Below are 25320 nucleotides of genomic sequence, written 5' to 3'. Positions count from 1 at the left end.
TTAAAAGTCCATCTGGGCCGACACGCGGAAGGTGCGCGAGGCGCCCGGCATCAGGTAACCACCCAGCTCCGGCGTGACGTCGCGCCAGTAGAACTTGTCGAACGCGTTGTCGATGCTGGCGCGCAGCGTGGTCTGCACGCCGCCGATGCGGGTGGCGTAGGCGCCGCCCAGGTTCATCACATGGTAGCTCGGCACGAACACCTGGTTGGCTTGGTCGAACGCCTTCTTGCCCGAATAGATCCAGTTGGCGCGGACCGACAGGCCGGCCACTTGCGGCACCGCGTAGTCGGCGTAGACGGTCGACTTGAAGGCCGGGACGTCGGCGACGCGCTTGCCGTCCAGGTTCGACGAACCGGTGTCGCGCTGCTGCGAGTTCAGCGCCATGGCCGAGACGCCCACCGTCAATTCACGCGAGGCGCGGCCGTTCAGTGCCATTTCCAGGCCGCGGTGCTGCGCCTGGCCGTTGCGCACGAAGTAGTTCTGGCCATCGGTGTATTCGAGGCCCTTGCGGATCTCGAACAGGGCCACGCTGGCGCTCAGGTCGGGATGGATGTCGGCCTTGACGCCTACTTCGACCTGTTTCGATTTGCCCGGCGCCAGCGCGCGGCCAGGGTTCCTGGTGCCGATCGGCGCGACGCCGCCATGCTCCAGGCCCTGTGCATACGAGGTGTAGACCGAAACGTTGGGGCGCAGGCTGTACACCAGCGCCACGTTCGGCAGCCAGAAGCCGACGTCGGTGTGGGCGTCCGGCAGTAGCACGCCATTTTCGTCCGGGCCGACATATTCGTTGCGCTTGACCTGCACGTAGCGCGCGCCGGCGTGCAGCTTGAGCTGCTCGTTGATGCTCAGGATGTCCTGCGCGAACAAGGCACGCTCGTTGTCGCTGCGGCGCTCGGAAACCGGACCGCTGGTGCCGCCGTTCGGCGCCACCATGATCGGGTGGTAGATGTTGCTGAATGCGTGGCCGTCGGTGCCGGCCTGGGTGTACAGGTAGTCGCCCCATTTCTCGCTGTTCTTGAACAACGACGCGCCACCGGTGAACTCGTGCTTGAACGAGCCGGTGCTGAACTTGCCCTGCACCAGCGCCTGCACCGCCAGCGGCGATTTCTTCTCGCCCAGGCTGACGTAGTCGTAGACGTCGTAGTCGCCGTTGCCGCAGAAGCCGGAATACAGGCCCTGTGCGGTGCAGCCGCCAGGGAAGGCGGTGTAGTCGTCGCGCTTGAACTGGTGCTGGTTGGCGCTGACGGTGGTGCTCCAGTCGGGCGTGAACTTGTATTCGAAGCGGGCGCCGATGTTGCTGCTGGTGGTCTCGACCGGACGGCTCCACGGCTGGTTGTTGAGCATGGTGTCGGCCGGGATGTTCGGCAGCGTGGTGTTGTTCAGCAGCTGGAAGCCGGGCGCGGTTACCTGCGATTTCTTCTGGTAGTCGGCGTCCACTTGCAGCAGCGCCTGCGGCGAGATCTTCCAGTCGAAGGCGGCCGAGACGAACTTGCGGTTGCCGTCGGCGCCCTTGATGTAGGAGCGCAGGCGTTCGGCGGCGGCGTTGAAGCGGTAGCCGAAACGCTGGTCTTCAAAGCGGCCACCCAGGTCGACGGCGCCGTACAGCGTGCCGCGCTCGCGTTCTTCCAGCACCACCGTGCGCAGCGGCGTATCGGTCGGGCGCTTGGTGACGTAGTTGACGATGCCGCCCGGCGCCGACACCCCCGCTTGCAGGCCGGACAGGCCCTTCAGCACTTCCAGGCGTTCCTTGTTTTCCAGCGGGATCTGGGTGTCGCCCGGGATGGCCATGCCGTCCTTGCGGTAGCTGGAGGCGTTGTCCAGTTTGAAGCCGCGGATCGAGAACTGTTCCGAGTAACCGACCGCGTTGTAGGAGTCGCCGATGCTGGCGTCGTAGCGGGCGGCGTCGGTGGTGGAGCGGATCTGCAGGTCCAGCATCTGCTGGGCGGTCAGCACGCTGACCGAGGCCGGGGTTTCCAGCAGCGGCGCGTTGGCGAAGCCGGCCACGCTGGCGCGGCTGGCCTGCGCCTTGGCGCCGGTGATCACCACTTCGGGCATGGCTTGCTCGGCGGCGGAGGTTTCAGCGGCGGCAACGCCGGGGAATGCGTGGAGTACCGCCAGGGCGATGGCGGAAACTGTGAATCTTGGTGTGTTCATGTGCTCTCTCTTTTGTTCTTGGCTGGGAGCCGCGAAGAGAGCCATCAAAGGAGGGGAGAACTACTTTGCGCTTTCCTTCGCTGGCATTATCCAGATCAGGTACGAAGGGTATCTCTCACCCGGCAGCAAAGCTCCAGGACCCCTAGCGAGGCGCTAGTGTAGCACATGCGGTGCCGTGCGCCGCGATCCGCGCCGCGCCGCTACACTTGCGGTTTGCGCCACACGGCGCCAACGAAGCAGACACAGCTTTTAACGGAGGCGCCATCATGTCCATACATTTTGGCGACACTCTGCTGCATCGTGCAAGTGAAAGGGTGGGAATGAGGCAGTCGTATCAAGAGGGAAGCTGGTTTGCCATACCGTTGCTGGATGGCGGCTATGGCTGGGGTCTGGTGGCGCGTTTGTCGCCAGGCAGCAAGATCATGCTGGCGTATCTGTTCGGACCCAAGCTGCCGCGCTTGCCGTCGCTGGAGGAGCTCAATACGCTGCAACCGCAGGACGCCGTCAAAGTGCTGCGGGTGGGCGACATGGCGCTGGCCAGCGGTCACTGGCGCGTGCTGGGCGATATCGTCGACTGGAATCCGGCGCTGTGGCCGATGCCGCAGTTCCTGCGCCGCGCCGATTCGCTCAAGCGCGCCTGGCGCGTGACGTATTCGGACGCCGACCCGAGCCGCTCGGAGCGCGAGGAGTCCGTGCCCTACGATACGCAAGGCCTGGAGGCGGATTCGCTGTACGGCTACGGCTCGACCGAGCTGCTGCTGACCAGGCTGCTGGAGCCGGAGGACCACCCGATCAACCGCGGCAGCAGCGTCAGTCGCAGCTGACGTTCCAGGCCGCATACTCGCCGCGGTGCTTGCGCACGGCGACGCGGGCGGTGGTGTCGCGGTCGCTTTCAAATACCAGGCTGAACATTACGGGCGCGCCGGCCGCCGGCGCCGCCGGCCCGATCGCGCGCAGCGTGAAGGGCAGGGCACGCTGGCGGATGCATTGCGAGTTGCCGGCGAATAGCAGGCGCGCGCGGCTCAGCAGTTCAGGATATTGGCGCAGCAGCGCCACCACGTCTTCCGGCGGCAGCGCCTGGTCCATCAACACCGTGTGCGGGGCGGCGCTGCAGATGGTCCTGGGCTGGGCCAGCCACACATGCCAGCTCGGCGGCTGGGCCGACTCGGTCCAGCGCCCATCCTTGGGCGCTTTGGCATCGTAGACAAAACTCGAACGGATTTGCCGGCACAGGTCGACCGCCGAATGGCGTGGCGCCGAGTCGACCCGCGCCACCACCTGCCACGGCTTGCCGCGCTGGCGCTGGATGTCGAAGTCCGGCGCGAACAGCGGCGGCACCGGGCGCGCGCCCCTGGATTCGGCCAGCATCTTCTGGCGGAAGTAGTCGTCGAAGGAGCTGCGTTCCTCGTCGCTGGGGGCGCGCTGTTCGATCGGCGGCGGCGCGGGCGGCTTGGCCGGTTTGGGCGGCCGACTGGCCATGGCCGGCCCGGCCGCCGCCAGCAACACTGCAAAATACCTCGCCCGCATCAAACCGCCTTCATCACGATCTGGATCAGCAGGCCGCCGCCGTCGCGGTTGCGCACGTGCAGCTCGGCGCCGTGGCGCAGCATCACGCGGTCGACGATGGCCAGGCCCAGGCCGGCGCCGTTGGCCTGGCCGCGCGCGGTGTCGAGCCGGGTGAAGGGCTTGAGCAGTTGCTCGATCTGGTCGGCCGGTACGCCGTTGCCGTGATCCTGCACCTCGACGATCACACGGCGCGAGGTGTGCATGCCCTTGGTGCTGCACTTGATGTCGATCTCGGTCAGCTCGCTGCCGGGCGTCTTGCCGTAGCGGCGGGCGTTCTCGATCAGGTTGTTGATGACGCGCTTGATGTCGGTGGCGTTGCCCATCACGTGGGCGTTGGCGACGATGTCGGTGGTGATGCGCACGTCCGGCAGGCGGCCGGCTTCATGCGCGGTGTCCTGCAGCAGTTCGCTGAGGTCGACGTTGATGAAGCTCGACACCTCGGTCGGCTTGGCGTAGTCGAGGAACTGGCCGATGATGTCATCCATCTGGCCGATGTCGGACTGGATGCCCTCGCGCGCCTCGTTCGACAGGTTGGCCATCTCCACCTCCAGCTGCATGCGCGCCAGCGGCGTGCGCAGGTCGTGCGAGATGCCGGCCAGGATCACGGCGCGGTCCGATTCCACCTGCTGCAGCTGCACCACCATCTGGTTGAAGCTGCGGTTGGCTTCCATGATCTCCATCGCGCCTTTTTCCGGTAGCGGCTCGGGCCGCTTGCCCTGGGCGAAGGCGCGCGTGGCTTGCGTCAGGCGGCGCAGCGGCAGGTTGATCAGGCTGGAGATGAAGGCCGCGCCCAGCAGCGACACCACCGACACCACGCTGGCCCAGCCCAGCCACTGGATGCCGGTCAGGCCGCGGATGCGTTCGCGCTCCAGCATCAGCCAGTAGGCGTCGTCGTCGATCTTGAAGCTGACCCAGAAGCCGGCCACGCCGTTGACGCGCGCCGAGAAGCGGGTGTCCTCGCCCAGCTTGGCCTTAACCAGCTTCTGGATGTCGGGCATCAGCGCGTTGTCGGGCGGCGGATCGACCTTGTCGTCGTCCTCCAGCGTGAACACGCGGATGCCTTCGTTGGACACCAGGTCGAACAGCAACTCGCGCCGCAGTTCGGGCGCGGAGTGGGTGAGGGCGGCGTGGGTGATGGTGACCACCGAGATCACCTGCGACGAGATCTGCTGCACCTGCGGCTCGTGCTGCACCGCGCTGATCATGGCGACCCAGGCGGTCATGCTGGTGGTGGTCAGCGCGCCCAGCAAGAAGAAGGTGCGCCAGAACAGGCCGCTTTTCAGGCTGGCGGCTCTAAACGTAAACGGAAACTTCGACGGAAACTTCATGCGCACGCCCGCGCCTTAGCGCGGCTGCCCCTCCGGAATGAACACATAGCCCAGGCCCCAGACGGTCTGGATGTACAGCGGGCTCGACGGATCGGGCTCGATCAGTTTGCGCAGGCGCGAGATCTGCACGTCCAGGCTGCGGTCGAACACTTCGTATTCGCGGCCGCGCGCCAGTTCCATCAGCTTTTCACGCGACAGCGGCTGGCGGGCGTGGCGGGCGAATACTTTCAGTACCGAGAATTCGCCGGTGGTCAGCGGCACGGTCTCGCCGGCCTTCTTCAATGTGCGGGTGCCCAGGTCCAGCACGAACTGGCCGAACTCGAAGGACTGCGGGGTTTCCGACGGCGCGCCGGGGATTTCGTCCGGGCCGCGGCGGCGCAGCACGGCGCCGATGCGGGCCACCAGTTCGCGCGGGTTGAACGGTTTGGGCAGGTAGTCGTCGGCGCCCATTTCGAGGCCGACGATGCGGTCCACGTCTTCGCCCTTGGCGGTCAGCATGATGATCGGCGTCTGGTCGCCGGCGCCGCGCAGGCGGCGGCAGATCGACAGCCCGTCTTCGCCCGGCAGCATCAGGTCCAGCACCAGCAGGTCGTAGCGCTCGCGCAGCCACAGCTTGTTCATGGCGGTGGCGCTCTCGGCGGTGAAGACGTTGAAGCCTTGCTCGGTCAGGTAGCGGCGCAGCAGGTCGCGCAGGCGCACGTCGTCGTCCACTACCATGATTTTGGCCTGGTGGCCATGCTGGTTGGCGGAGGTGTTGCCGGATTCAGTCGTTGTGCTAGTCATTTGGCTGCCAGATTTGTCATATTCATGTTGCTATGGTAACGTCATAATCGCATTGCGAAAACGTCTGTGACAACCCATTACAAAGTGTTACAAACTTTACCCAATTCGTCTTACCCCCTCAGGTAAAGCATCATACACTCTGGGCATAGATTCAGCTTTTTAGGAACGTCATGGGCATCGATCACAAAAAAAACTACGCGGCAGCAAGCGCAAATTTTTGCGTTCGATCCCTGCTGGGTGTTCTGTTGCTGAGCGGCGCCGCGATGGCGCATGACAGTTCGTCGGAGCGCGACGCTCCGCGCCGTGAAGAACCCCGCGCCCTGCCTGCGCGCGACGCGCAGCCGGCCCGCCAGGCCGAGCCGCGCCAGCTCGATCCGCGCAGCTACGAGGCCCGCGCCGAAGAGCAGCGCCGCGCCATGCAGGAAGCCGGCCGCAACGCTGAAATGAATCGCCGTGCCGGCCGCCTGACGCCGGACGAGCGCCGCGACCTGCGCCGCCAGATCAACGAAGCCGGGCAAGACATCTACGCGAATCCTCCTCGCCATTAAGAAGTCGTTTTAAAAAGACCGCAGCGTCGTTGCGGTCCCTCGCCGTGCATTCGCACTGTCTTCGGGGCCGCGCCTAACTGCGTTCATTTTGAAACAACTTCTCAAGAAGTATGGCTTTGTTATTGATCCAATATTGATCTGTAGCAATAAGTTCACAGTTGTGTCGTCCACGCCACGAAAATCGCTTTCTTTTCCTTAGTCTAAGTGTAATATTCGTTAATTACACGCAATGCCCTTCGGCCGCGTGCCGTTCGGAGGAAGATAGTGGTTCAAGAGCTTGCCCCTGTCGCGCCAGGCCAGGAGTCTCACGCTCCGGGGGGCGGCTTGCCTGTCGGCTTGCTGAAACGCCCGGACGGCATCTATATCGACCTGGCGCTGTCGCCGCTGACGCTGACCGCCGCCATCAACGAAGTCTTCCATTCCCACTGTTATTTCGCCGGCTTGAATTATCCCTTGCTGGTCAAGGCGCTGTATGGCGTCGGCCCCGCTACCGGCGTGCCGGGCCCTGCGTGGCTGGCGACCGAACTGCGCGTGATGGAGCCGGAGCGCATCGCGCTGTACAAGAATCCCAAGATGGGGCGCGGCTACGCCGAATACTATTTCGAGACGCTGTACCTGGACGAGATGACGCTGCCCGACGGCACCGTGATCCCGGAACGGCCGACCAAGCTGGACGTCGACGAGTTCGTGGCCGAGATGTGGAACAAGGGCATCCTGTTCGGCATCGAAGTGGCGGCCGTGGCGGCGGCCATCGCCTCGACCAAGGCCGACCGCATCACCGTGGCCACCGAGCTGGAGCCGGAGCCGGGCCAGGACGCGACGGTGGTGGAAGTGTCGTCCGACCTGCACCGCAGCGACGCGCCCAAGACCAAGGCCGATGGCCGCATCGACCTGGGCAGCTTCGAGAACCGCTTCCCGCAGATCAAGGCCAATGTGCGGTTGCTGAAAAAGCTGCCCGCCGTGCCGGGGAAGCCGGGCTTCGACCTGGCCGGCCGCATGACGCCGGCCGCGACGCCCAAGGACCTGACGCTGCGCTACTACGCCGGCGATGGCACCGACGCCGTGATGGTGGACGACGACGAGTACCTGGTGTCGACCCGCGAAGGCTTCCTGAATGTCGATTCCAAATCCAACCGCATTTCCATCACCGATAAAATCGTCAGCAAGGACGGCGTCAGCGGCCGCACCACCGGCAACCTGGAACTGGCCGGCGCCTACGAGGAATTCGGCGACGTGCAGGAACAGCGCGACGTCGTCGGCGGCGACATTACGGTGCACGGCAACGTCTACGGCAATATCCATTCGCGCGGCGGCACCGTGGTGCTGGACCAGAACCTGGTCAGCGGCAGCATCGCCAACGCGGCCGGCAACATCACCGTCACCGGCGTCGCCTCCGGCTCGGTGATCTCCACCCGCAGCGGCGCGATCCACATCGGCCGGGCCGAGAACTGCGTCATCTCCGGCACCATCGTGACCTTGGGCGAGGCCTCCAACTGCGAGATCATCGCCGAAGAAATCCGCATCGAAGTGGCCGAGGGCTGCGCGGTGGCCGGCCGCAATGTCGAAATCGAAAACGCCGGGCCGCGTCGCCGCACCGAGATGGTCATCTACGTGCTGGTGAAGGATGTCAGCCAGTTCGACCAGGAGATCGCCGACCTGGAGCTGCGGGTGGCGGGCTTCGAGGCGGCCAACGTGGCGGCGCGCGAGGAGGCCGAGCGCATCGCGGCGGTGCCGGACGTGCGGCGCTACCTGGCGCTGGCCGAAAGGCTGCGGGTGCAGGAGCTGCAACTGACCGCCGACCAGGGCCAGCACCTGCGCAAGATCGCCGGCGCGGTGGCGACCGAGTTGCAGGCCATCGCCAAGCTGCGCACCGAGCTGCAAGTTGGCCAGACGCAGCAAAAGCTGTTGCAGGATAAGCTGGTCCGGGTGCTCGAACAGAAGGCGGAAGCGGCGGGCGTCGCGCGCTGCGGCCTGCACATGGTCAACGGCGACACCCTGGTGCGCACCATGCCATTCCAGGCCGATGTCGCGTCGCTGACGCAGCTGCCCGCCAAGGATATCAAGCAGCGCCTGCGCGGCACGCCCACCGGCGGCGAGGTGCTGTTCAGCGACAGCGCCGGTTCGCTGGACTGGCACCTCAACGCGCGGCAGCGGCCTGTGGCTGGCTAGCCCAGGTGCGCGCACAATGCCTGCGGTTCATGCTAATCTAGATTCAACATTACAAAGTGAAGAAGCGCCGCCTGGCCGGGCGGCGTTTCGACGTACATTTTCCTGGGGATTACTGTGTCAAATGACGCGACGGCGCTGGATTTGAACGCGGAGAGCGAGCTGCCCGCAGCGATCGTCAAGCGCGCGGACGGCGTCTTTTTCGCCGCCGACGCCTCGGCCGTTTCCTGCCTGTCGGCGGTCAGCCAGGTGTTCCTTGGCAGCGCCTATTTCGCCAAGCTCGATTACGCGGTCTTCATCAAGCTGCTCTACAACTGCGGCCCGGACCTGCCGGCCAATGTGACCAGCCGGCCGTTGATACGCTTCGCCGACAGCATCGAGCCGTTTCATCCGCCGCGCCGGGCGCTGTACAAGTCCGTCAAGATCATCAACGGCGAAGCCGAATACTATTTCGAGCCGGTGTTCTTCGAGATACCGGACATGCCGCCGCAACCGGCGCGCCTGAACTTCGACGAATTCGTTTCCGACATGTGGGTCAAGGGCATACGCTTCGGCATCGACGCGCCGGCCGTGCGCGACGTGATCACCAGCGGGCGGCTGGCGCGCATCATCGTCGCCCGCCGGCTCAATGCCACGGTGGGGCGCGACGCCACCATCGTGGAAGTGTCGCAGGAGATCCATCGCAGCAATGCGCCGCGCGAAAGGTCGGACGGCAAGCTCGATTTGCAGGCCTTCCAGAACCGCTTCCCTCAAGTCAAACCCAACGTCAAGCTGCTGCGCAAGGTGCCGCGCACGGCGGGCGTGCGCGGCTATGAATTGTCGGGCATCGTGCTGGAGCCGCCGGTCCCGCGCGACATCGAATTGAGCAGCGTGGCCGGCGAAGGCACGGTGATCGAGAACCTGCGCGACGGCGAGTACCTGGTGTCGGCGGTGGAGGGCTTCCTCAGCGTGGACCCGGCCAGCAAGCGGCTGTCGATCGGGCCCAAGATCATCAGCCGCGAAGGCGTCAGCGCGCGCACCACCGGCAATCTGCAGCTGACCGGCGAATACGAGGAATTCGGCGACGTGCAGGAACAGCGCTCGGTCGAAGGCGGCAGCATCACCATCCACGGCAACGTGTTCGGCATCATCACCTCGCGCGGCGGCGACATCGTCCTGAGCCGTAACCTGATGGGCGGCACCGTCACCAACGCCGACGGCGCCATACGGGTGCAGGGCGTGGCCTCCGGCTCGGTGCTACAGACCAAACGCGGCGAGGTGACGCTGGCGCGCGCGGAGAGCTGCATCATCTCCGGCACGCGGGTGGTGATCGGCGAGGCGAGCAACTGCGAAATCATGGCCGAGGAAGTGGTGATCAAGGTGGCCGAGGGCTGCGCCATCGCCGCCCGCAAGATCGAGATCACGAACGCAGGGCCGCGCAAGCAGAACGAGATGCTGCTCTACACGTTGGTGCCGGACACCTCCAAGTTCGACAAGAAGATCGCCGAGTTGCAGCCCAGGGTGCAGCACGCGGCGCACGAGGCCAATATGCGCAAGGTGGAGATCGACGCCATCACCGGCCAGACCGAGGTGCGCAACTACCTGACGCTGGCCACGCGCGTGCGCAAGCGCGAGGTGATGTTGACGCCGGAGCAGGAGCCGCTGTTCCACAAAATGGCGGCGGCGGTGGGGCCGTCGCTGAAGGCGGTGGCGAAGATTTCGCTGGCGATGAAGGCGGCGCAGGTACAGCAGGAGCAGGCGCAGGAAGAGGTCAACCAGGTGCAGCGGCAGAAGGCCTCGGTGATGAGCGGCTCGCGTTGCATGGTCGAGACCCTGACCGGCGACGTGCTGCTGCGGACCATGACCTTTGTGCCGGACGGCCCGCCGGCGCATGACCGGCCGGCCAAGGAGGTCAAGGCCAAGGTGCGCACCACAGCGGCCGGCATGAGCACCATCTATTCCGGCGCCGCCGGGCCGATCTCCTGGGCGCCGATGACGGACTAGCTTACAAGCTGATTTTGCCGCGCAGTTGTTTGCGTTCGCCGTCCTTGGTCTTGCCGTCCAGGCGCTTGCGCTGCGAGCTGCGGGTGGGCCGGGTGGGGCGGCGCACGGTGGGCAGCACGGCCACGCTGTCGACCAGTTCCTGCAGGCGGCGCAAGGCCTCTTCCTTGTTGGCTTCCTGGCTGCGCGACTGCTGCGCCTTCAATACCACCACGCCGTCCTTGGTGATGCGCTGGTCGCGCATGGCCAGCAGGCGCTCCTTGATATGCTCCGGCAGCGACGAGCTGACGATGTCGAAGCGCAAGTGCACCGCGCTGGACACCTTGTTGACGTTCTGCCCGCCCGGCCCCTGGGCGCGGATGGCGTTGAACTCGACTTCGTTCACATCGATCACGGCGCGAACCTCACCGGTTGCGCCACCGACCACGACTCGCCTTCGGTGTCGTGCGGGCGGCGGCTGACGATGTCGCGGAACAGCGGATGCTGCAAGGCTTCCTCGGTGCGCAGCACCGGCGAGACGCAGCAGTCGGCGCTGGCGAAGGCTTCGGTCCACTGGGCCAGCGTGCGGGTGGCGAACAGCGCATCGAGTTCCGCCTTGAGCGCCATCGCGTCCTCGCCGCCGACCTGCTGGCCGAGCTGCCAGTGGCGCGGCTTCAGGTCCGGCCGTTGCAGCACGTCGCAACAGCCCTGCCAGAACTTGAGCTCCAGCGCGCCAACCGCCATGTAGCGGCCATCCGACGTGCGGTAGACGTTGTAGCAGGGGACCCCGCCGGTGAGCAGGTCGCGGCCCGGAATGGCGGGCGCGCCGTTGTTGACCGCTACCAGCGGCATGATGTTATGGGCCATCACGGCGGCCGTCATCGAGACGTCGACGAAGCGGCCGGCGCCGCCCATCTTGACCGCCACCAGCGCCGCCAGGATGCCTTGCAGCGCCGATTGCGCGCCGCCCAGCAGGTCGCCAACCTGCAGGTTGGGCAGCGCGGGCACGCCGTCGGCGCCGGCGTTCTGGTCCAGCATGCCGGCGTAGCCGATGTAATTGATATCGTGCCCGGCCAGTTGCGCAAAGGGGCCGTGCTGGCCGTAGCCGGAGATCGCGCACATCACCAGCTTGGGATTGCGCTGGCGGAGCGTGTGCCAGCCCAGGCCGAGTTTTTCCATGACGCCGGGGCGGAAGCTTTCGACCAGCACGTCGGCCGTCTCCACCATCGCCAGCAGCTGCTCGCGGTGCGCCGCGTTCTTCAGGTCCAGCCGCATCATCCGCTTGCCGCGGTTGACGGCGACGAAGAACTGCGACACTTCATTGCGCACCGGCCCCATGACGCGCGCGTAGTCGCCGGGACCGGGATCTTCGATCTTGGTCACTTCCGCGCCCATGTCCGCCAGGTGCATGGTGGCGACGGGGCCGGGCAGCAAGCGGGTCAGGTCCAGCACGCGGATGCCGCTGAGGGGGAGGTCTGTTTTCATAAGGGCATTGTAGCAAACCAGCAACCGCGAGCCGGGTGAATATTGACGCTGCTCAACGACCGCGGCGGGGGGCAAAGGTAGGATGGCACATGCCTGTTACCGCACGTCCCGGACGAAAGGATCATCATGCCTTCATTGACAACGCAAGCCACCAGCGCAGACACCGCCGCCGCGCCGGGCCAATATCTGGTGTTCCGGCTCGGTGGCCTGGACTACGCGCTGGACTTCAGCAAGGTGCAGGAGCTGCGGCCCCTGAAGGCGCTGGAGCGGTTTTCATCGGAGGGGGAGATCGTGGCCGGGGTGGCGGTGTCGCGCGGCGTGATCATGCCGATCGTCGACATGCGCATCGCCTTCGGGCCACGGCCGCCGGAGCACGATCCGCTGACGGACGTGATCATTCTCAAGCTGTCGAGCTGCGTGATGGGGATGGTGGTGGATGGGGTGACGGATATCGTCCAGTTGACGCTGGGGCAGATCCAGCCGATACCCGGCGCCAGCGCGGTGGAGTACCTGGTCGGTATCGGCGAAGCGGACGGGCGCCGGTTGATCGTGGTCGACATCGATAAGCTGATGTCGATCCAAAAAGTCAAAATGGGCGCCCGCCAGGCGGCTTAGGCCAGTGCTTCCAGCTGTTCCTGCAGTTCCAGCCATTCGGCTTCCAGCTGGCCGAGGTCCTTGGTGAAGAAGGATTGATCGGCCAGCAGCTGTTTCAGCTTGGCCTTGTTGGCGGCGTCGTAGATCGACGACTCGCCCAGGGCGGCATCCACATCGGCTTTCTGCGCGGCGCGCTTGGCGATCTGGTCGTCCAGGCGCTTGATCTTCTGTTCCAGCGGCTTGCGCAGCGTGGCCAGGCGCTGGCGGTCTTCGGCCTGCTGGCGTTTCTGGTCCTTGCTGAGCGCGGCCGGCGCGGCGGCGACCGCCGGTGCGACCGGCGAGGTCACTGGATAGTCGGTCTTGTTGGCCTTGCCCGCGGCCGGCAGCACGTCGGTGCCTTTACCCAGCTTGGTCTTGAACAGCCAATCCTTGTAGTCGTCCAGATCGCCGTCGAACGGCTGCAGCTTGCCGTCGGCGACGATGATGAATTCGTCGGTGGTGGCGCGCAGCAGGTGGCGATCGTGGGAGACCACGACCAGCGTGCCTTCGAACTGCGCCAGCGCTTCGGTCAGCGCTTCGCGGGTTTCCAGATCCAGGTGATTGGTTGGTTCATCGAGCAGCAGCAGGTTGGGGCGCTGCCAGACGATCAGGGCCAGTGCCAGGCGGGCCTTCTCGCCGCCGGAGAATGGCGCGATCGAGCTGGTGACCATGGTGCCGGGGAAGTTGAAGCCGCCCAGGAAGTTGCGCAGCTCCTGTTCGCGCACGGTCGGCGCGATCTTGGCCAGGTGCCACAGCGGCGATTCGTCGTGGCGCAGCATCTCCACCTGGTGCTGGGCGAAGTAGCCGATGTTCAGGCCCTTGCCCATGGTGGCGTCGCCGGTCAGCGGCGACAGTTCGCCGGCGATGGTCTTGATCAGCGTCGATTTACCGGCGCCGTTCACACCCAGCAGGCCGATACGCTGGCCGATCTGCAGCGAGAACTTGATCTTGTTGACGATGGTCTTGTGGGTGATCTCGCCGGTTTCGTCGTTCTCGATCTTGTAGCCGGCGTCGACGTCTTCCATCACCAGCAGCGGATTCGGGGCGCTGAGCGGCTCGCGGAATTCGAATGAGAATTCGGCTGCGGCGCGCAGCGGCGCCAGTTCTTCCATCTTGGCCAGCGCCTTCATGCGGCTCTGCGCCTGGCGGGCCTTGGAGGCCTGGGCCTTGAAGCGGTTGACGAACGATTCCAGGTGGGCGCGCTTGCGCTGCTGCTTTTCCAGCGCGCCGGCGGCCAGGATCATCTGCGCCGCGCGCTGACGTTCGAAGGACGAGTAGTTGCCCGAGTAGCGTTTCAGCTTGCGCTCGTCGATGTGCACCACCACGTTCACCACTTCGTCGAGGAAGTCGCGATCGTGGGAGATGATCAGCAGCGTGCCGGCGTAGCGTTTGAGCCAGTCTTCCAGCCAGATGATCGCGTCCAGGTCCAGGTGGTTGGTCGGTTCATCGAGCAGCAGCAGGTCGGATGGGCACATCAGCGCCTGCGCCAGGTTCAGGCGCATGCGCCAGCCGCCGGAGAAGCTGGCCACCGGTTGCTGCATCTGGTCGATCGAGAAGCCAAGGCCGAGCAGCAGCTGTTCGCCGCGCGACTGCACGGTGTAGGCGTCGGCGTCGGCCAGGGCGCTGTAGATCTCGCCGATGGCGATGCCGTTCTCGGATGTTTCAGGCTCCGATTCCAGGCGCGCCAGTTCGGCTTCCAGCTTGCGCAGGGTGACGTCGCCGTCGATGGCGTAGTCGAGCGCCGCGCGGTCCAGCGGCGGGGTTTCCTGCGCTACGTAAGCGACGCGCCATTTGGCCGGGAAATCGATCTCGCCCTGGTCCGGGTGCAGCTCGCCGCGCATCATCGCGAACAGGCTGGATTTGCCGGCGCCGTTGGCGCCGATCAGACCAATCTTGTCGCCTGGGTTGAGGGTGACATCGACCTGTTCCAGCAGCGGCTTAATACCGCGCATCAGGCTTACTTGAATAAAGCGAATCATTGGTTCTTGTTCTTCTTAAAGAGGGATTACAACTTCAGCTGGTCTGCGGTCAGCAGGAATACCATGTCGTCGCCGTTGCTGGTGGTGAGCCAGGTCAGGCCCAGTTCACCGAAGGCCGCTTCGGCGAACTCGCGTTCATTGCCGATTTCGACGATCAGGATGCCGTCGTCGGTCAGGCGCTCTGCCGCGCCGGCGACGATCTTGCGCACCAGGTCCATGCCGTCCTTGCCGCCGTCCAGCGCCAGTTCAGGTTCGGCGCGGTACTCCATCGGCAGCTTGCTCATCGACGACGAGTTGACGTAAGGCGGGTTGGTGATGATCAGGTCATACTTCTTGTCCGGCACATTGGCGTACAGGTCGGACTGGATCAGCGTCAGGCGGTCTTCCAGCTTGTAGGTGGCGACGTTTTTCTTCGCCACTTCCAGCGCGTCGGCCGAGATGTCGACCGCGTCCACGTGCGCGTCCGGGAAGGCGTCGGCCAGCATGATGGCCAGGCAGCCGGAGCCCGTGCACAGTTCCAGCACGTTGGCGACATTCTCAGGCTCGTTGACCCATGGCGCGAAGTACTGCGGGATCAGTTCCGCGATGAAGGAGCGCGGCACGATGGTGCGCTCGTCCACGTAGAAGCTGTAGGTACCCAGCCACGCTTCGTTGGTGATGTAGGCGGCCGGCACGCGCTCGTTGGTGCGGCGGTCGATGACGGCCATGACCGCGGCGATTTCCTCCGGCAGCAGCTTGGCGTCCAGGAACGGGTCCAGGTGATCCAGCGGCAGCTTGAGCGTGTGCAGGATCAGGTAGGCCGCTTCGTCGAAGGCTTCGACGCTGCCGTGGCCGAAGAACAGCTTGGCGGTGTTGAAGCGGGTGACGGCGTAGCGCAACAGGTCGCGCGGCGTGGTGAAAGGAGTCGTGTTCATGGCTATCTCGGTAAAACAGTAATCGGTTTGCGCACGCCGCGCCGCGGGCCATCAGGCCAGCAGGTTTTCCAGCGTACGGCGATAGATATTCTTCAGCGGATCGACAAAACGCAGCTCGATATGCTCGTCGATCTTGTGGATACTTGCGTTGGGAGGCCCGAATTCTATCACCTGAGGGCAGATCTGAGCGATAAAGCGTCCATCCGAGGTGCCGCCGGTGGTCGATAATTCGGTGGTGACGCCGGTTTCCGACTTGATCGCGGCCGACAGCGCATCGCTCAGCGTACCGCGCGGGGTCAGGAAGGGCAGGCCGCTCAGCGCCCATTTCAGGTCGTAGTGCAGGTTGTGCTTGTCCAGGATGGCGTGCACGCGGCGCTTCAGTTCCTCGTGGGTGCTGGCGGTCGAGAAGCGGAAGTTGAAGTCGATGACCATCTCGCCGGGGATGACGTTGTTGGCGCCCGTGCCGCCGTTGATGTTGGACATCTGCCAGGAGGTCGGCAGGTAGTACTCGTTGCCTTCGTCCCAACGTTCCGCCACCAGCTCGGCCAGCGCCGGCGCGGCCAGGTGGATCGGGTTCTTGGCCAGCTGCGGGTAGGCGATGTGGCCCTGCACGCCCTTGACCGTCAGCTTGCCGGACAGCGAGCCGCGGCGGCCGTTCTTGATCATGTCGCCCAGGGTTTCGTCGGAGGTCGGCTCGCCGACGATGCAGTAGTCCAGCGTCTCGCCGCGTTCCTTGAGCATATTGCAGACGATGACGGTGCCGTCGATGGCCGGGCCTTCCTCGTCGCTGGTGATCAGGAAGGCGATCGAGCCCTTATGGTCGGCGTGGGCGGCGACGAACTCCTCGCAGGCCACCACGAAGGCGGCGATCGAGGTCTTCATGTCGGCGGCGCCGCGGCCATACAGCTTGCCGTCGCGGTGGGTCGGGTTGAAGGGTTCCGAGCGCCATTGCTCGACCGGGCCGGTCGGCACCACGTCGGTATGGCCGGCGAACACCAGCAGCGGCGCGGTGGTGCCGCGGCGGGCCCACAGATTGGTCACGCCGTTCGATTCGATCACCTCGCAGGCGAAGCCCAGCGGCGACAGCAAATCGATCAGGTGCTGCTGGCAGCCTTTATCGTCCGGGGTGACAGAGGAGAGGGCGATCAGCTTTTCGGTCAGCGCCAGGGTCTTGGATGGAGTCATATTATTTGTCGAAGATTTGTTTGTACTGGGCGTCGGAGAAGGAAACGGCGTAGGCGCCGTCCTTGTCCAGCACCGGGCGCTTGATCACGGACGGATTTTCCAGCATCAGCGCGATGGCGCTTTCGTCATCGACGATGGCGGCCTTGCGCTGGTCGGACAGCGCGCGCCAGGTCGTGCCTTTTTTATTCACCAGCACATCGCGCGACAGGTGCTGGAGCCAACCGGCGACGATTTCGCGGGTCAGACCCTGTTTTTTAAAGTCGTGGAAGACAAAATCCTGCTGCTGGTCGGCCAGCCAGACGCGGGCCTTTTTGACGGTATCGCAGTTCGGGATGCCGTAGAGGGTAACTTTATTCATGAAATCAAGGGCTTGCAGTAGGGAATTCCGTGTGGGGCCGCATACGCTGACGCGACAAAAGAGCGATAGGATAACACGCGGCCTCTGCAGGGCGCAGCGGTGTCGGCCGGCTTTACAGGCCAGGCTGGGCGCGCACGCTCCCGCCCCAGCGTCCGGCCGCGGCATGGTTAGTGCTAATCCAGTCATCGCGCAGCTCGCGCGACTAACCGGAGATTAACCATGAAAACTCATTTCCTGGCGTTGTTATTGGCCGCTTGCACGGCGCAAGCGGCCTATGCCGGTCCGTATGCCTTGTCGGCCGATGGCGCCACCGTGGTGCGTCTGACGCCCCAGGGCACGGTGGCGGCCAGCGCACTGACCAGCGCCATGCTCACGCCGGGCTGGAGCGCCACCGCCGGCGGCGGCGGCAGCCTGGGCGTCACCAGCTACGACGCCGGCTACAAGAGCGGCGCCGGCGGCGCGCAATTCACGGCGCTGTACAACAACGGCGCACCGCTGGCGGCCGGCAAGAGCCTGGAATGGGTGCAGGTGATTAACACCAACACCCCGCTGGGCGGCGCCACGTCGCCCTATCTGGACAACGCCGGCAAGCCGGGCGAACCTTTTTACACCTTCACCGCGGCCAACCGTAACGGCTCGCTGCCGCCGGAGCAGCTCAATTTCTACGATTATTCCAAACGATCGCCAGGCACGGTCACCGCCACCCACTCCATCGACTGGAGCGCGCAACTGTTCCCCGTCATCCGGGACAGCAGCAAGCAGCTCACCGTCCAGGACGGCGTGACCTGGGGCTGGAGCATGAAGAAAGCCACGGTGGGCAACGACAGCGGCGTCTTCAAGAATCCGGCGCCATCGAGCGCGGTCACCACCGGCGTCGGCACCAACAGCTTCGCCTGGGGCGTCGGCGATCCCAGTTCGCTGAACTATGTCGGCAACAGCTTCGACACCGCGCCCAACACGCCGTTCAAGATCGGCCACCTGAACTTCCACAACGGCACCATACTGAGCGGGGCGGCCACCAGCGTCGACCTCGATATTTCCATCAACTTCGACAATATCCCGGAAAAGAACTTCAGCCTCAACTCCACCTTCAACATCGATAACACGCCCAATACCGACGACCCCATCGCCAGTGCGGACACGGTGTCGATCGGCGGCTACGGCTTCACCTTCAATGTGCTGGAAGGGGCGAGCGCGGGCGTCGATCTCTGGGCTGAACTGACGACCGGCTTGAGCGCCCTGCCAACGGGCGCGGTGCCGACCGGCGCCGACCGGTTTTCGGACACGCCTTTCGATCCCGATCCGGGTTACAAGCTCAGTTTTGTCGGCTTTCGTGATCCGAGCGCCGGCGGCTTTGTCGGCGTGACGGCGGTACCCGCACCAGGCGTGTTGCTGTTATTCGTGACAGGGATCGTGCTGATGTGGCGCAGCCGGATGCGCGCCTGATGGGCCGGCGTTGGCGCATCGCGGCCTGCTGCCTGGCCTGGCTGCTGGGGCATGCGCCCACGGCCGCGGCGGACGGCGACAGGCCGGACCGGCTGCGTTTCGAGCACATCGGCGAACAGGATGGCGCCGGCCCGCCATTCGACATCGCGGCCGGGCGCAGCGCCCAGTCCAGCTACACGCTGGTGCTGGTGTCGCCCCCGGCGTATGCGGCGCTGCGCGAGCTGGTGTCGCGTGCAACGCCGGTCGCCGGCCGCGCCGCCGGGACGTTTGAAGTCACCGAATACGCAGGTGGGCAGCTGCGCCACCGCGCCATCCTGTCGCCTGCGGCGATGAAGGCTGCAGTCGCGCTGATCCACCGCGACTGCGACCGCCAGCAGGCCCCGCTGCCCGCCGCCATCGCCATCCAGGAACAACTGCTGAAATAGCGGCCACGCGCTCAAGATCGCGCCTGGGTAATGCGCCGTGCGCGCCGCAGTAGGACGCTTCAGGTGTTGAGGGTGAACTCGGTGAACGAGGCTTCGTCCGGCGAGGCCTTGTTCGGTTCCGGCTCGGCCTGGGCGTTCTTGCTGTCCGGGCCGTTATTCAGGAGCCACAGCAGGTTGGTGGCGGAATCGGCGTTGGCCAGCGCTTCGTCCTGGCTGATCAGCCCATCCTGCACCAGCTTGAGCAAGGCCAGTTCGAACGACTGCGAACCGGGCGACATGCTCTTTTCCATCGCTTCCTTGATCTGGCCGATTTCGCCTTTTTCGATCAGGTCCGAGATGTAGCGGGTGTTGACCATCACTTCCACCGCCGCCGTGCGCGTGCCGCCGTTGATCGAGCGGACCAGCCGCTGCGAGACGATCGCCTTCACCGTCGACGACAGATCCTGCAGCAGCGCGCTGCGGTTCTCGATCGGGTAGAAACTGATAATACGGTTTAGCGCGTTGTAGCTGTTGTTTGCGTGCAGGGTCGCCAGAACCAGGTGGCCCGACTGCGCGTAGGCCAAGGCCGCGGCCATGGTTTCCTTGTCGCGGATCTCGCCGATCAGGATGCAGTCCGGCGCCTGGCGCATGGAGTTGCGCAGCGCGGTGTAGAAGTCCTTGGCGTCGCTGCCGATCTCGCGCTGGTTGACGATGGACTTCTTGTTCTTGAACAGATACTCGATCGGGTCTTCCAGCGTCAGGATATGGCCGGAGCGCAGTTCGTTGCGGTGGTCCAGCATCGAGGCGATGGTGGTGGACTTGCCGGAGCCGGTCGAGCCGACCAGCAGCAGCAGGCCGCGCTTTTCCATGATCAGGTCCGCCAGCACCGGCGGCAGTTGCAGGTCGGCCAGCAGCGGGATGGTGGCCGGCACGAAGCGGAATACGGCGGAGATGGTGCCGCGCTGCTTGAACGCGGAGAGGCGGAAGCGGCCCATGTTCGGCACCGATACGCCCATGTTCAGTTCATTGGTCGCCGCCAGTTCGTCCATCTGCGCGGGCGTGGCGATTTCCGCCAGCAGCGAATGGATGTTGTCCGGCTCGAGCTTTTGCTGATTGATGGGGATCAGGTTGCCGTTGATCTTGATGTGTACCGGCGAATTCACCGCAAAGAACATGTCCGACGCGTTCTTTTCCTTCATCAGCTGGAACAGGCGTTCCATGGCCATGGCACTCTCCTCAGTATCAAAAAAAACGGGGACTGCAATCAGTCCCCGGTTCTTGTTGCCTGCTTAGATACCGCGCAGCAGTTCGTTGATGCCGGTCTTGGCGCGGGTCTTTGCATCCACGCGCTTGACGATGACCGCGCAATACAGCGAGTACTTGCCGTCTTCCGAAGGCAGGTTGCCCGAGACGACCACCGAACCCGCAGGCACGCGGCCGTAGGTCACTTCGCCGGTGGCGCGGTCGTAGATTTTGGTCGACTGGCCGATGTACACGCCCATCGAGATCACCGAGTTCTCTTCGACGATCACGCCTTCGACGATTTCCGAACGGGCGCCGATGAAGCAGTTGTCTTCGATGATGGTTGGATTGGCTTGCATCGGTTCCAGCACGCCGCCGATGCCGACGCCGCCGGACAGGTGGACGTTCTTGCCGATCTGCGCGCACGAACCGACGGTGGCCCAGGTGTCGACCATCGCGCCTTCATCGACGTAGGCGCCGATGTTGACGTAGGAAGGCATCAGCACCACGTTCTTGGCGATGAAGGAGCCACGGCGCGCCACGGCAGGCGGCACCACGCGGAAGCCGCCTTTGATGAAGTCTTCGGCGGTGTAGTTGGCGAACTTGGTCGGAACCTTGTCGTAGAACTGCATGGTGCCGTCGGACGGCATCTGCACGTTGTTCTCCAGGCGGAAGGACAGCAGCACGGCTTTCTTGACCCACTGGTTCACAACCCAGTCGCCGGTGGTTTTTTCGGCCACGCGGATGGTGCCGGCGTCCAGGCCTGCGATCACGTGCGAAACCGCGTCGCGCAGTTCGGCGGTGCCGTTACCCGGGTTGATGTTGGCGCGGTCTTCCCATGCCTGGTCGATGATTTGCTGGAGTTGTTGGCTCATGATTTACTCAATTATTTGTTAAGGGACTTGCAGAATTGGACGATGCGCTGCGCAGCTTCCAGGCCTTCTTCCGTCTCGGCGACCAACGCCATGCGGATGCGGTTGCGGCCCGGATTGGCGCCGTGGGCGTCGCGCGCCAGGTAGCTGCCCGGCAGTACCGTGACATTATATTCGGCGTACAGGCGCTGGGCGAATTCGGTGTCCGACAAGCCGGTCTGGCTGACGTCGGCCCACAGGTAGAAGCCGGCGTCCGGCAGTTCCACTTGCAGCACTTCCTGCAGCAACGGGGTGATGGCGGCGAATTTGGCGCGGTATTTTTCGCGGTTCTGTTCGACGTGGGTTTCGTCGTTCCAGGCCGCGATCGAAGCAGCTTGCACGGTGGGGCTCATGGCTCCGCCGTGATAGGTGCGGTACAACAGGAATTTTTTCAGGACGTCGGCATCGCCGGCCACGAAGCCCGAGCGCATGCCCGGCACGTTGGAGCGCTTCGACAGGCTGCTGAACACCACCAGGCGCGCGTAAGGCCGGTCGATCGTGGACAGGCCCAGCGTGTGGGCCGCTTCCAGCGCGCCCAAAGGCGCCTTGTCGCCGTGGTAGATCTCGGAGTAGCACTCGTCGGCGGCGATGACGAAGTTGTAGCGCTCGGACAGGGCGAACAGGTTCTCCCAGTCGGTCAGCGTCAGCACGGCGCCGGTCGGATTGCCGGGGGAGCACAGGAACAGCAGCGCTACGCGCTCCCACACGGAAGTCGGGATGCTGTCGTAGTCGCAGCCGAAGTTGCGGGTCGGGTCGGAATTGACGAAGTACGGCTCGGCGCCGGCCAGGTAGGCCGCGCCTTCGTAGATCTGGTAGAACGGATTCGGGCTCACCACCAGCGACTTGGCGGCCGGGTCGATCACGGTCTGCGCCAGCGCGAACAGCGCCTCGCGCGAGCCGTTCACCGGCAGCACCTGGGTGGCTGGATTGAGCTTGGGGATGCCGTAGCGGCGTTCCAGCCAGCCGGCGATGGCGCCGCGCAGCGCGTCCGAGCCGATGGTGGTCGGGTAGCTGGCCAGGCCGTCCACATTGTCGATCAGCGCCTGCTGGATGAACGGCGGCGTAGGATGTTTGGGTTCGCCCATGCCCAGGCTGATGGCCTTGTGCTGTGGGCTGGCGGTCACCTGCGCGAACAGCTGGCGCAGTTTTTCGAACGGATAGGGTTGCAGCTTGTCGAGATGTGGATTCACTTGGCGGACCGGGTGCGGAACGTTGAAAAAAGAGCAGCGTAGACAACCATTATAGCGCCTCTGCGCAGCCCTCGTCATACGACGGCGAGTAGGTCGAGTATCCATGCCAAATAATAAACATGTGAGATACTTCGGCCCACGGTTCACAAAGAGGTCAGGCATGGAACAGGATGAAACGACGATAGGCGCGGGCGTCAGCCGGCAGGTGATGGCGCTGCGGCTGGCGACCGGGCTGGCGCAGGGCGCGCTGCTGTATTGGCTGTACCAGGCCGACCGGGGCGGCTGGTGGCCGGCCGGGTCGCCGTATGTGATGACGCCACTGCTGATGGCCTGCGCGCTGCTGCCGGCGATGCTGATATCGGCCATGGGCCACATGGCGCCGAAGAAGGTGGCGCAATGGATGGCGGCTGCCGTCGGTGTGGTGCTGATCATGGCGCTGCATGCTGTCAGCCGCGAGGCCGGCGTGCTGCGGGGCGCCGGCGAGCTTGGGAAGGGCGCGTTTACGTCGATGTCGGGGCCGATGATGGTCTTCGGCGCGGTCTTCATGTACATCGCGCATTCGCTGGTGATGGCGGGGGCGGCGGACCGGCGCCGCATCGCCAGCTACGACACATATTTTGAGCTGGCCTGGAAGCTGGCGGTGCAGCTGAAGTTCTCGGCGTTCTTCGTTGGGGCGCTGTGGTTGGTGCTGCTGATGGGCAGCGGCCTGTTCTCGATGGTGCAGCTGGGCTTCCTCAAACATATGATGGAAGAGTCGTGGTTTGTGGTGCCGGTGATCTGCTTCGCCTGGTCGTGCGCGATGCACATCACGGACGTGCGGCCGGCCATCGTGCGCGGCATCCGCAGCCTGTTGCTGGTGCTGCTGTCGTGGATACTGCCGGTGGCGGCGCTGATCATCAGCGGCTTCCTGTGCGCCTTGCCGTTCACCGGGTTGGATGTGCTGTGGGCCACGCGGCATGCGACGTCGTTGCTGCTGGCGGCGGACGCGGTGTTGATCGTGCTGATTAACGCCGCCTTCCAGAACGGCCACGCCAAGGCGGCGCTGGCGGTGCGGGTGAGCGCGCGCGTGGCTTCGCTGTTGATACTGCCGCTGACAGCCATCGCGATTTACGCGTTGGGTTTGCGGGTGTACGACTATGGCTGGACCTCCGACCGCGTGATCGCCGCCGCCTGCCTGGTGGTGGCCAGTTGCTATGCGCTCGGTTATGCGTGGGCGGCGCATCGCTATGAGACCTGGCTGTGCCCCATCGCCAACGTCAACGTGGCGGCGGCCTTCGTGGTGCTGGCGGTGCTGCTTGCCTTGTTCACGCCGATCGCCGATCCGGCGCGGCTGTCGGTGAACAACCAGATGGCGCGGCTGGAGAAGGGGCGCACCAAGGCGGCGCAATTCGATTACCACTATCTGCGATTTGAAGGGCAGCGCTACGGCCAGGAAGCCCTGACGCGCCTGTCGCAGCAAACCACCGGCCCCGATGCGGCATTGATACGCGACCTGGCCGGCAAGGCGTTGAAGGAGACGAACCGCTGGCAAGCAGGATCGCAGCTGGCGGCGGTGTCGATCACCGACAACGTCAAGGTATGGCCAGCGACCACCAGGCTGCCGGCCAGTTTTGCGGCCCAAAAGTGGAGCCCGATAGAAGACGCGGCTGTCCTGCCATGCCTGTTGAACCGCGGTAGCAGCTGCGACGCCCTGGTGCTCGATGTCGATGGCGACGGCAAGCCGGAAGTCCTGCTGTTCAATGCGGGCCGCTACTCGGCGGCGCCGCTCTACACCGAGCGCGCCGACGGCAAGTGGGTGGTGGCCGGCCATCTCGATGCGAGCGGCAGCGAATGCGCGCCGCTGATCGAGAAGCTGAAGGCGGGGCAGTACACGCTGGTGGCGCCGCGCATGAAGGCGCTGGAGGTGGCGGGGCAGCTATTGCAGTTCCAGTCGGAGTTCGGCGCGGATGACTGCAAGCTAATCAAAGCGGCGAAGTAGCCTGTCTGGGGGCGGCGGGTGTCACCGGAGTTGATTATTTTACATTTCATTTCGGAAATGCAATAATGCTTTTCCATAATTTTTAAGCAAGGAAAATCATGACCCGCCTTCAAAAGTTAGTCACCGGCCTATTTTTCATACTGGGCACAGGGGCGTCTTCCGCAGTACTGGCAGATACCGTGACCTTTGAAGATGTGCCGTTGTATTCCAACGGCCAAGTCTTCAGCTCCGGCGGCTTCACCTTCTCGTCACCAACTTTTATAGGATACGTCGCGGATGGTGCTTACTGCGATCCGGCCTGCCCTGACAATGGCACTCAGATGTTTATCAGCGGAAATGGACCATCGGCTCTGACCATGACCAATGCCGTTGGCCGGGCATTTAGTCTGAAAAGCTTCGACGGCGCGGGCGGTTCCAACTTCAACGTCTCGGCCGACCCGAGTTTTGTCGATTACATTCCGAGGCAGATCGATATCAAGGGACAGCGCGTTGACGGCAGCACTGTTTCCGAGTCGTTCCTGATTGACCGTTCGTCGAACGCCGCCGGCAGGTTGAACTTCACACAGTTCCTGGCCAACGGCTCATTCACCAACCTGGCTTCCGTAACCTTCAGTTCCAGCGGAAGTTCCTGGGAAGGTTTGAATGGCTTTTCGCTCGATAATATCGTTGCGACGCCAGTACCTGAGCCGACATCCTATGCCATGCTGTTTGCTGGTTTAGGCCTGGTTGGTCTGATGGTCCGCCGCCGGGGTTCCCCAAGATCCATCTAGCCTGAACGGCCTGGCGTCATGGCGATTGTGGCCGTTTTGGCCCCAATCCCCCGCCATCTTATTATCATCGAGACACTATCCGGCTTCAATGCGCGATGATGCTGACATGCCGGGAGCCTGCCGTGCTATTGTAGAGAGAGGTTACAGGTTTTATCTCTACACTTCGCGAAGTCCCATCATCCAGCCCACATGCATATGTGGGTTGCCTCGACCTCCCACCGCCTAGCTGTCGCTCATAACGCGCTTTATCCATGACATCCGGCGCGCATCGCGCCGGGTCGCGGACGCACGTGCCTATTCAATGTGACAACCGGGAGAATA

The 25320-nt window shown here is 64.3% G+C and carries 22 protein-coding genes and 1 riboswitch; of the genes, 9 read left to right on the top strand and 13 right to left on the bottom strand.

Features of this window, described 5'->3' with window-relative positions; genetic code table 11:
- Window positions 1–2154 (bottom strand): TonB-dependent siderophore receptor, encoded by a 2154-nt coding sequence (locus tag AC07OK_RS02380; RefSeq protein ID WP_494688781.1) that lies wholly within the window; start codon window positions 2152–2154, stop codon window positions 1–3.
- 55 nt (window positions 2155–2209) lie between these two features.
- Window positions 2210–2308, bottom strand: a riboswitch (TPP riboswitch).
- A 166-nt stretch (window positions 2309–2474) separates the two neighbouring features.
- On the opposite strand from AC07OK_RS02380, the gene AC07OK_RS02375 reads away from it, so the two are divergent.
- The gene (locus AC07OK_RS02375) at window positions 2475–2978 is read left to right on the top strand and encodes an Imm26 family immunity protein (RefSeq protein WP_217944422.1); all 504 of its coding nucleotides are present in this window, start codon (window positions 2475–2477) and stop codon (window positions 2976–2978) included.
- Here the strand turns inward: AC07OK_RS02375 and AC07OK_RS02370 are convergent.
- Genes AC07OK_RS02370 through ompR form a run of 3 tightly spaced genes read right to left on the bottom strand, consistent with a single transcriptional unit; the run spans window position 2965 to window position 5831 of the window.
- Window positions 2965–3681 carry a hypothetical protein gene (locus AC07OK_RS02370; RefSeq protein ID WP_494688780.1) on the bottom strand — a complete coding sequence of 239 codons (717 nt, stop codon included), beginning with the start codon at window positions 3679–3681 and terminating at the stop codon, window positions 2965–2967. The two genes, AC07OK_RS02375 and AC07OK_RS02370, sit on opposite strands and share 14 nt — an antisense overlap.
- On the bottom strand, window positions 3681–5048 hold the full coding sequence (locus tag AC07OK_RS02365) for an ATP-binding protein (RefSeq protein ID WP_494688779.1): 1368 nt from the start codon (window positions 5046–5048) through the stop codon (window positions 3681–3683). Before AC07OK_RS02365 ends, AC07OK_RS02370 begins: the two co-directional genes overlap by 1 nt.
- Window positions 5049–5063: 15 nt before the next feature.
- Entirely contained in the window at window positions 5064–5831 is a 768-nt protein-coding gene (ompR, locus tag AC07OK_RS02360; protein ID WP_020702208.1) for an osmolarity response regulator transcription factor OmpR, read from the bottom strand.
- A gap of 170 nt (window positions 5832–6001) precedes the next feature.
- Between ompR and AC07OK_RS02355 the strand changes: the two genes are divergently transcribed.
- From AC07OK_RS02355 to AC07OK_RS02345, 3 genes are all read left to right on the top strand, one after another.
- Window positions 6002–6379 carry a hypothetical protein gene (locus tag AC07OK_RS02355; protein ID WP_494688778.1) on the top strand — a complete coding sequence of 126 codons (378 nt, stop codon included), beginning with the start codon at window positions 6002–6004 and terminating at the stop codon, window positions 6377–6379.
- A gap of 324 nt (window positions 6380–6703) precedes the next feature.
- Complete coding sequence (locus AC07OK_RS02350; RefSeq protein WP_494688777.1) at window positions 6704–8548, top strand: flagellar assembly protein A; 1845 nt, start codon at window positions 6704–6706, stop codon at window positions 8546–8548.
- Between the two features lie 114 nt (window positions 8549–8662).
- On the top strand, window positions 8663–10528 hold the full coding sequence (locus tag AC07OK_RS02345) for a flagellar assembly protein A (protein WP_494688776.1): 1866 nt from the start codon (window positions 8663–8665) through the stop codon (window positions 10526–10528).
- A gap of 1 nt (window position 10529) precedes the next feature.
- Here the strand turns inward: AC07OK_RS02345 and arfB are convergent, their stop codons facing one another.
- A complete protein-coding gene (gene arfB / locus AC07OK_RS02340) occupies window positions 10530–10919 on the bottom strand; it encodes an alternative ribosome rescue aminoacyl-tRNA hydrolase ArfB (protein WP_116988099.1) in 390 nt (129 codons plus the stop codon).
- Window positions 10916–11989, bottom strand: coding sequence for a CaiB/BaiF CoA transferase family protein (locus tag AC07OK_RS02335; RefSeq protein ID WP_494688775.1), 1074 nt, complete (start codon window positions 11987–11989; stop codon window positions 10916–10918). The genes arfB and AC07OK_RS02335 overlap by 4 nt, the downstream gene beginning before the upstream one ends.
- A gap of 126 nt (window positions 11990–12115) precedes the next feature.
- Here AC07OK_RS02335 and AC07OK_RS02330 point away from each other — a divergent pair, with 126 nt between their 5' ends.
- The gene (locus AC07OK_RS02330; RefSeq protein ID WP_494688774.1) at window positions 12116–12604 is read left to right on the top strand and encodes a chemotaxis protein CheW; all 489 of its coding nucleotides are present in this window, start codon (window positions 12116–12118) and stop codon (window positions 12602–12604) included.
- Here AC07OK_RS02330 and AC07OK_RS02325 read toward each other — a convergent pair.
- From AC07OK_RS02325 to AC07OK_RS02310, 4 genes are read right to left on the bottom strand one after another with little or no spacing between them, the layout of a single operon-like run.
- On the bottom strand, window positions 12601–14574 hold the full coding sequence (locus AC07OK_RS02325; RefSeq protein ID WP_494688773.1) for an ATP-binding cassette domain-containing protein: 1974 nt from the start codon (window positions 14572–14574) through the stop codon (window positions 12601–12603). The two genes, AC07OK_RS02330 and AC07OK_RS02325, sit on opposite strands and share 4 nt — an antisense overlap.
- Before the next feature lie 53 nt (window positions 14575–14627).
- Window positions 14628–15515 carry a 50S ribosomal protein L3 N(5)-glutamine methyltransferase gene (gene prmB, locus AC07OK_RS02320; protein ID WP_494688772.1) on the bottom strand — a complete coding sequence of 296 codons (888 nt, stop codon included), beginning with the start codon at window positions 15513–15515 and terminating at the stop codon, window positions 14628–14630.
- Between the two features lie 51 nt (window positions 15516–15566).
- Window positions 15567–16700 carry a succinyl-diaminopimelate desuccinylase gene (gene dapE, locus AC07OK_RS02315; protein ID WP_494688771.1) on the bottom strand — a complete coding sequence of 378 codons (1134 nt, stop codon included), beginning with the start codon at window positions 16698–16700 and terminating at the stop codon, window positions 15567–15569.
- 1 nt (window position 16701) lies between these two features.
- On the bottom strand, window positions 16702–17058 hold the full coding sequence (locus AC07OK_RS02310) for an ArsC family reductase (protein ID WP_494688770.1): 357 nt from the start codon (window positions 17056–17058) through the stop codon (window positions 16702–16704).
- Window positions 17059–17277: 219 nt separating this feature from the next.
- On the opposite strand from AC07OK_RS02310, the gene AC07OK_RS02305 reads away from it, so the two are divergent.
- Window positions 17278–18504 (top strand): choice-of-anchor K domain-containing protein, encoded by a 1227-nt coding sequence (locus AC07OK_RS02305; RefSeq protein WP_494688769.1) that lies wholly within the window; start codon window positions 17278–17280, stop codon window positions 18502–18504.
- Window positions 18480–18929: a hypothetical protein gene (locus tag AC07OK_RS02300; RefSeq protein WP_494688768.1), complete on the top strand. Its 450-nt coding sequence runs from the start codon at window positions 18480–18482 to the stop codon at window positions 18927–18929. The genes AC07OK_RS02305 and AC07OK_RS02300 overlap by 25 nt, the downstream gene beginning before the upstream one ends.
- 59 nt (window positions 18930–18988) lie before the next feature.
- Here the strand turns inward: AC07OK_RS02300 and AC07OK_RS02295 are convergent, their stop codons facing one another.
- The 3 genes from AC07OK_RS02295 to dapC all read right to left on the bottom strand — a co-directional run bounded on the left by AC07OK_RS02295 (window position 18989) and on the right by dapC (window position 22251).
- The gene (locus AC07OK_RS02295) at window positions 18989–20134 is read right to left on the bottom strand and encodes a PilT/PilU family type 4a pilus ATPase (protein ID WP_494688767.1); all 1146 of its coding nucleotides are present in this window, start codon (window positions 20132–20134) and stop codon (window positions 18989–18991) included.
- 63 nt (window positions 20135–20197) lie between these two features.
- A complete protein-coding gene (gene dapD / locus AC07OK_RS02290; RefSeq protein WP_020702223.1) occupies window positions 20198–21025 on the bottom strand; it encodes a 2,3,4,5-tetrahydropyridine-2,6-dicarboxylate N-succinyltransferase in 828 nt (275 codons plus the stop codon).
- Window positions 21026–21036: 11 nt separating this feature from the next.
- Window positions 21037–22251 carry a succinyldiaminopimelate transaminase gene (dapC, locus tag AC07OK_RS02285; protein WP_494688766.1) on the bottom strand — a complete coding sequence of 405 codons (1215 nt, stop codon included), beginning with the start codon at window positions 22249–22251 and terminating at the stop codon, window positions 21037–21039.
- 160 nt (window positions 22252–22411) lie between these two features.
- Here dapC and AC07OK_RS02280 point away from each other — a divergent pair, with 160 nt between their 5' ends.
- Both AC07OK_RS02280 and AC07OK_RS02275 read left to right on the top strand, forming a co-directional pair.
- Window positions 22412–24229 (top strand): DUF4153 domain-containing protein, encoded by a 1818-nt coding sequence (locus AC07OK_RS02280; RefSeq protein WP_494688765.1) that lies wholly within the window; start codon window positions 22412–22414, stop codon window positions 24227–24229.
- Between the two features lie 98 nt (window positions 24230–24327).
- Window positions 24328–24999, top strand: a complete 672-nt coding sequence (locus tag AC07OK_RS02275) for an NF038120 family PEP-CTERM protein (RefSeq protein ID WP_494688764.1) — start codon at window positions 24328–24330, stop codon at window positions 24997–24999.
- The last annotated feature ends 321 nt before the right edge of the window (window positions 25000–25320 follow it).

Source organism: Duganella sp. GW821-FHT07G03 (genome assembly GCF_059418605.1).
This window is presented reverse-complemented; position numbering and strand designations above follow the sequence as displayed.